We start from the raw sequence: 4,753 nt of genomic DNA on the forward strand, positions 1-4,753 counted from the left end.
GGAATCCTCATGTACCGCTCGTACACTCCGGTTCCTGCGCGCCGCGCGCACCCGGCTGACAACCGCTCGCTACGTTTTACCAACCACGGTATTCAAAAGCGGTGTCCGGCGCCGCCCACCCTGCTCTCGCTTATCACCGGAATAGATTTATATATAAAGAAACATCGCTTTTAAGCATATAGACCTGCTGCTATCGTGCACGGCCTAGAAAAGTCTCCAGAGCACCCCGGGGTGCCCAGGACTTCGATCACGCGCAGCCGTGCGCGCCGCCTGACAGCAGGATGACCATGTACGTTTACGATCAGTACGATCAGCGGATCGTCGAAGAGCGTGTCGCCCAGTTTCGCGACCAGACCCGCCGCTTCCTGGCCGGAGAGCTGGGTGGCGAAGAATACCGTCCGCTGCGCCTGCAGAACGGCCTCTACATCCAGCGCTATGCGCCCATGCTGCGGGTCGCCGTGCCCTACGGTCTGCTGAACACCACCCAGGTGCGCAAGCTGGCGCAGATCGCCCGTGACTACGACAAGGGCTACGCCCACATCAGTACCCGGCAGAACTTCCAGTTCAACTGGCCGGAGCTGGAAGACGTTCCCGAGATCCTCGCCGAGCTGGCCACCGTGCAGATGCACGCCATCCAGACCAGCGGCAACTGCATCCGCAACACCACCACCGACCAGTTCGCCGGCGTCGCCCATGATGAACTGATCGATCCGCGCCCCTGGTGCGAGATCATCCGCCAGTGGTCGACCTTCCACCCCGAATTCGCCTTCCTGCCGCGCAAGTTCAAGATCGCCGTCAACGGCGCCGCCCTGGATCGCGCCGCCATCGAGGTGCACGACATCGGTCTGGAAGCGGTGCGTAACGAGGCCGGCGAGCTGGGCTTCCGCGTGCTGGTCGGCGGCGGCCAGGGCCGTACTCCCCACACCGGTGAATTCATCCGCGAATTCCTGCCCTGGCAGCACCTGCTCAGCTACCTGGAAGCCACCCTGCGGGTCTACAACCGCTACGGTCGCCGCGACAACAAGTTCAAGGCGCGCATCAAGATCCTGGTCAAGGCCCTGGGTGCCGACGCCTTCGCCGAAAAGGTCGAGGCCGAGTGGGCCCACCTCAAGGACGGCCCCATCACCCTGACCGACGCCGAGGTCGCGCGGGTCTCCGCCTTCTTCGTCGATCCGCCCTATGCCGAGCTGCAGGACCAGGACGCCGCCCTCGCCCGCCTGGACGCCGAGCAGCCCGGCTTCGCCCGCTGGCGCCAGCGCAACACCTTCCGCCACAAGCGTCCGGGCTATGTCGCCGTGACCCTGTCGCTCAAGCCCACCGGCGTGGCCCCCGGCGACGTCACCGATCGCCAGCTGGACGCCATGGCCGAGCTGGCCGATCGCTACAGCTTCGGCGAGCTGCGCACCTCCCATCAGCAGAACGTCATCTTCGCCGACGTGCGCCAGGATCAGTTGCTGGAGCTCTGGCACGAGTTGCGCGAGCATGGCTTCGCCACGCCCAACATCGGCCTGCTGACCGACATGATCTGCTGCCCGGGCGGTGATTTCTGCTCCCTGGCCAACGCCAAGTCGATCCCCATCGCCGAAGCCATCCAGCGCCGTTTCGACGACCTGGACTACCTGTTCGACATCGGCGAGCTGGACCTCAACATCTCCGGCTGCATGAACGCTTGTGGTCACCACCATGTCGGCCACATCGGCATCCTTGGTGTGGACAAGAAGGGCGAGGAGTTCTACCAGGTGTCCCTGGGCGGCGACGCCGGCCGCGACGCCACCCTGGCCAAGATCCTCGGCCCCTCCTTCGCCCAGGATCAGATGCCCGAGGTGATCGGCAAGCTGATCAACGTCTACGTCGAGCAACGCACCGAAGACGAGCGCTTCATCGACACCTACCGCCGTATCGGTATCGACCCCTTCAAGGAGCGCGTCTATGCAAAGAATCATTAAGGGCGACCAGCTGGTCACCGACAACTGGCATCTGCTGCCCAAGGACGTCGCCTTGGCAGACGTCCCCAACAGCGACGACGTGATCATCCCGGCCGCCCTGTGGCTGGAGCACGGCCATGCCCTCACCTGCCGCGACGGCAAGCTGGGCATCTGGCTGGACAGCGACGAAGAGCCAGAGAGCATTGCCGGCGACCTCGCGCACTTCGCCCTGATCGCCATCAACTTCCCGGCCTTCGTCGACGGGCGAGGCTATTCCTATGCCCGCCTGCTGCGCGAACGCTTCGGCTGGACCGGCGAGCTGCGCGCCATTGGCGATGTGCTGCAGGACCAGCTGTTCTTTCTCAAGCGCTGCGGCTTCGATGCCTACGTGGTCCGCGCCGACCGCGATCCGGAAGCGGCCCTGGCCGGTCTGCGCGATTTCAGCGTGACCTATCAGGGTGCGGTCGACCAGGCCGAGCCGCTGTTCCGCCGCCGCCAGGCCTGATCGCCGCGGACGCAAAAGAAAACCCGCCGCGGCGGGTTTCTTTTTGTCTGGCCTCGCTCAACCGAGATCTACCACCACGCGTCCCACCATCTTGCCCGCCAGGATCTGACTGATGGTGTCGGGCAGTTCGCCAAGGCCGACCTCGCGGGTCAGGCTGTCCAGGTCGTCCAGCTTCCACTGTACCGATAGCTTGTCCCAGAGCGCGGCCTTGGCCATCAGCGGCAACTCGACGGAATCCACGCCCAGCAGATTCACCCCGCGGAGGATGAAGGGAAAGACCCCGGCGGCGAAGGTGGTGCCGGCGGTCATGCCGCAGCAGGCCACGCTGCCGCCGTACTCCAGCGACTTGATGACGTTGAAGAGGATGTCGCCGCCGACGGTATCCACCGCCCCGGCCCACTGCTGGTCCAGCAGCGGCTTGCCGACGCCATCGGCCAGGGTGGCGCGGTCGAGGATCTGCCGGGCACCCAGGCGGTGCAGCCACTCCGCCCGCTCCAGCTTGGCGGTGGAGGCCGCCACGTGATAGCCGAGCCGTGCCAGCAGCTTGACCGCCAGACTGCCCACGCCACCACTGGCACCGGTGACCAGCACGGTGCCGGCCTCCGGGGTCAGGCCCATCTGTTCGAGCTTCTCGACGCACAGCGCCGCGGTGAGACCCGCGGTGCCCAGCACCATGGCCTCACGCAAGCCGAGATTGTCCGGGCGACGGATCACCCAGGCGGCCGGCACCCGGATGTACTGGCCGAAGCCGCCGGGGGTGCTCATGCCCAGGTCGTAGCCCGTGACCAGCACCTCATCGCCCACGCCGAATTCGCCAGCGCTGGAGTGCTCGACCACCCCGGCTGCGTCGATACCCGGGGTATGGGGATAACGCCGGGTCACGCCGCGGTTGCCGATGGCCGACAGGGCGTCCTTGTAGTTGAGCGAGGAGTAGCGCACCCGGATCAGCACCTCGCCCGCGGGCAGTTCCTCCAGGCTGCGCGTCACCACCTCTTGCCGGAAAGCACCATGGGCCCCTTCGGTCACCCAGAGCGCCTGAAAATTGCTCATCGCAGAACCTCCGTTGGAGTCTTGTTATAGGCCGTCAGTCCCTTGGACCTCAGCGCCAGCGGGTCGACTCGGCCAGGCGCTCCCACCAGGTGCTCACCAGACGATCAATGCCGAGGCTCGCGGCCATGCCCAGGCGCTCGGGCAACGACTTCTTCTCGACGAAGCGCAGCGAAAAGACTTCGACCACCTGGGCCCGTTCGGCCAGGTATTCGTCACTGGTGCGCAGCTCGTCCACCAGTTGCTTGCCCAGCGCGGCCTGGCCGAGCCAGACCTCGCCGGTGGCGACCTCGTCGATATTGAGCTGCGGCCGGTAGTGGGCGACGAAATTCTTGAACAGCACATGGGTGGTATCCAGATCGTGCTGGAATTTTTCCCTGCCCTTCTCGTCGTTCTCGCCGAACACCGTGACGGTGCGCTTGTACTGGCCGGCGGTGAAGACCTCGAAGTCCACGTCATGCTTCTTCAGCAGGCGGTGGACGTTGGGCAACTGGGCGACCACACCGATGGAGCCGAGGATGGCGAAGGGCGCGCAAAGGATACGGTCGCCGATGCAGGCCATCATGTAGCCGCCACTGGCCGCTACCTTGTCGACGCAGATGGTCAGGGGAATTCCCGCCTGGCGGATGCGCGCCAGTTGCGAGGCGGCCAGGCCATAGCTATGCACCAGGCCACCGCCGCTTTCCAGCCGCACCACCACCTCGTCCTTGGGCGTCGCCAGGGTCAGGACGGCAGTGATCTCGTTGCGCAGATGTTCGTTGGCCGTGGCCTTGATGTCGCCATGGAAATCGAGCACATAGACCCGCGACTTGCCGGTCTCGCTCTTGCGCTTGGTCTTCTCGGCCTTGATCTCGCGCTTGCGCAGGGCCTTGAAGGCCTCCTTGCCCAGCACGCTCTGCTGTAACCTCAGCCGCAGATCGCGATAGAAGTCATTGAGCTTCTGTACCTGCAACTGGCCAGCGGAGCTGCGCCGGTTGCGGCCGCGGACGGCGACGGTGAACAGCAGCACGGCGATGATGGCGACCACCACGGTGACGGTTTTGGCCAGGAAACTGGCATAGTCGGCAAGAAACTCCACGGACTCTCCTAAGATGGCGGCAGCAGTGCCCTGCTCAGCATACCGAGTCGCCCGACCGATAGAAACTCGGCGACTCACGGGCGGTCTTCCGGCACCGGCTAGCCATTGGCAGCCATCGGGCCGTGCGCACGCACCAGCCTTTCAAACAAGCGTATGAATATCCGTTGACAGGCCTCCTGCCGCCCCCTACCCTCGGTC

4 protein-coding genes and 1 other RNA gene are annotated in these 4,753 nt (G+C 65.1%); 3 read left to right on the forward strand and 2 right to left on the reverse strand.

Annotation, left to right across the window (positions count from 1 at the left end; genetic code table 11):
• Nucleotides 1-9: 9 nt before the first annotated feature.
• The 3 genes from GSQ95_RS25135 (at nt 10) to GSQ95_RS25145 (ending at nt 2,430) form a co-directional block, all read left to right on the forward strand.
• A non-coding RNA gene (locus tag GSQ95_RS25135) (sX9 sRNA) lies at nt 10-85 on the forward strand.
• A 202-nt stretch (nt 86-287) separates the two neighbouring features.
• On the forward strand, nt 288-1,946 hold the full coding sequence (locus GSQ95_RS25140; RefSeq protein WP_158896904.1) for a nitrite/sulfite reductase: 1,659 nt from the start codon (nt 288-290) through the stop codon (nt 1,944-1,946).
• Entirely contained in the window at nt 1,930-2,430 is a 501-nt protein-coding gene (locus GSQ95_RS25145) for a DUF934 domain-containing protein (RefSeq protein ID WP_133863093.1), read from the forward strand. Before GSQ95_RS25140 ends, GSQ95_RS25145 begins: the two co-directional genes overlap by 17 nt.
• A gap of 57 nt (nt 2,431-2,487) precedes the next feature.
• Here the strand turns inward: GSQ95_RS25145 and GSQ95_RS25150 are convergent, their stop codons facing one another.
• Nucleotides 2,488-3,480 carry a YhdH/YhfP family quinone oxidoreductase gene (locus GSQ95_RS25150; RefSeq protein WP_158896905.1) on the reverse strand — a complete coding sequence of 331 codons (993 nt, stop codon included), beginning with the start codon at nt 3,478-3,480 and terminating at the stop codon, nt 2,488-2,490.
• 49 nt (nt 3,481-3,529) lie between these two features.
• Nucleotides 3,530-4,555 carry a protease SohB gene (gene sohB, locus GSQ95_RS25155; protein WP_158896906.1) on the reverse strand — a complete coding sequence of 342 codons (1,026 nt, stop codon included), beginning with the start codon at nt 4,553-4,555 and terminating at the stop codon, nt 3,530-3,532.
• Between the last annotated feature and the right edge of the window lie 198 nt (nt 4,556-4,753).

It is taken from the genome of Pseudomonas sp. BAV 4579 (assembly GCF_009765395.1).
Classification (GTDB): Bacteria; Pseudomonadota; Gammaproteobacteria; order Pseudomonadales; family Pseudomonadaceae; genus Chryseomonas; species Chryseomonas aestiva.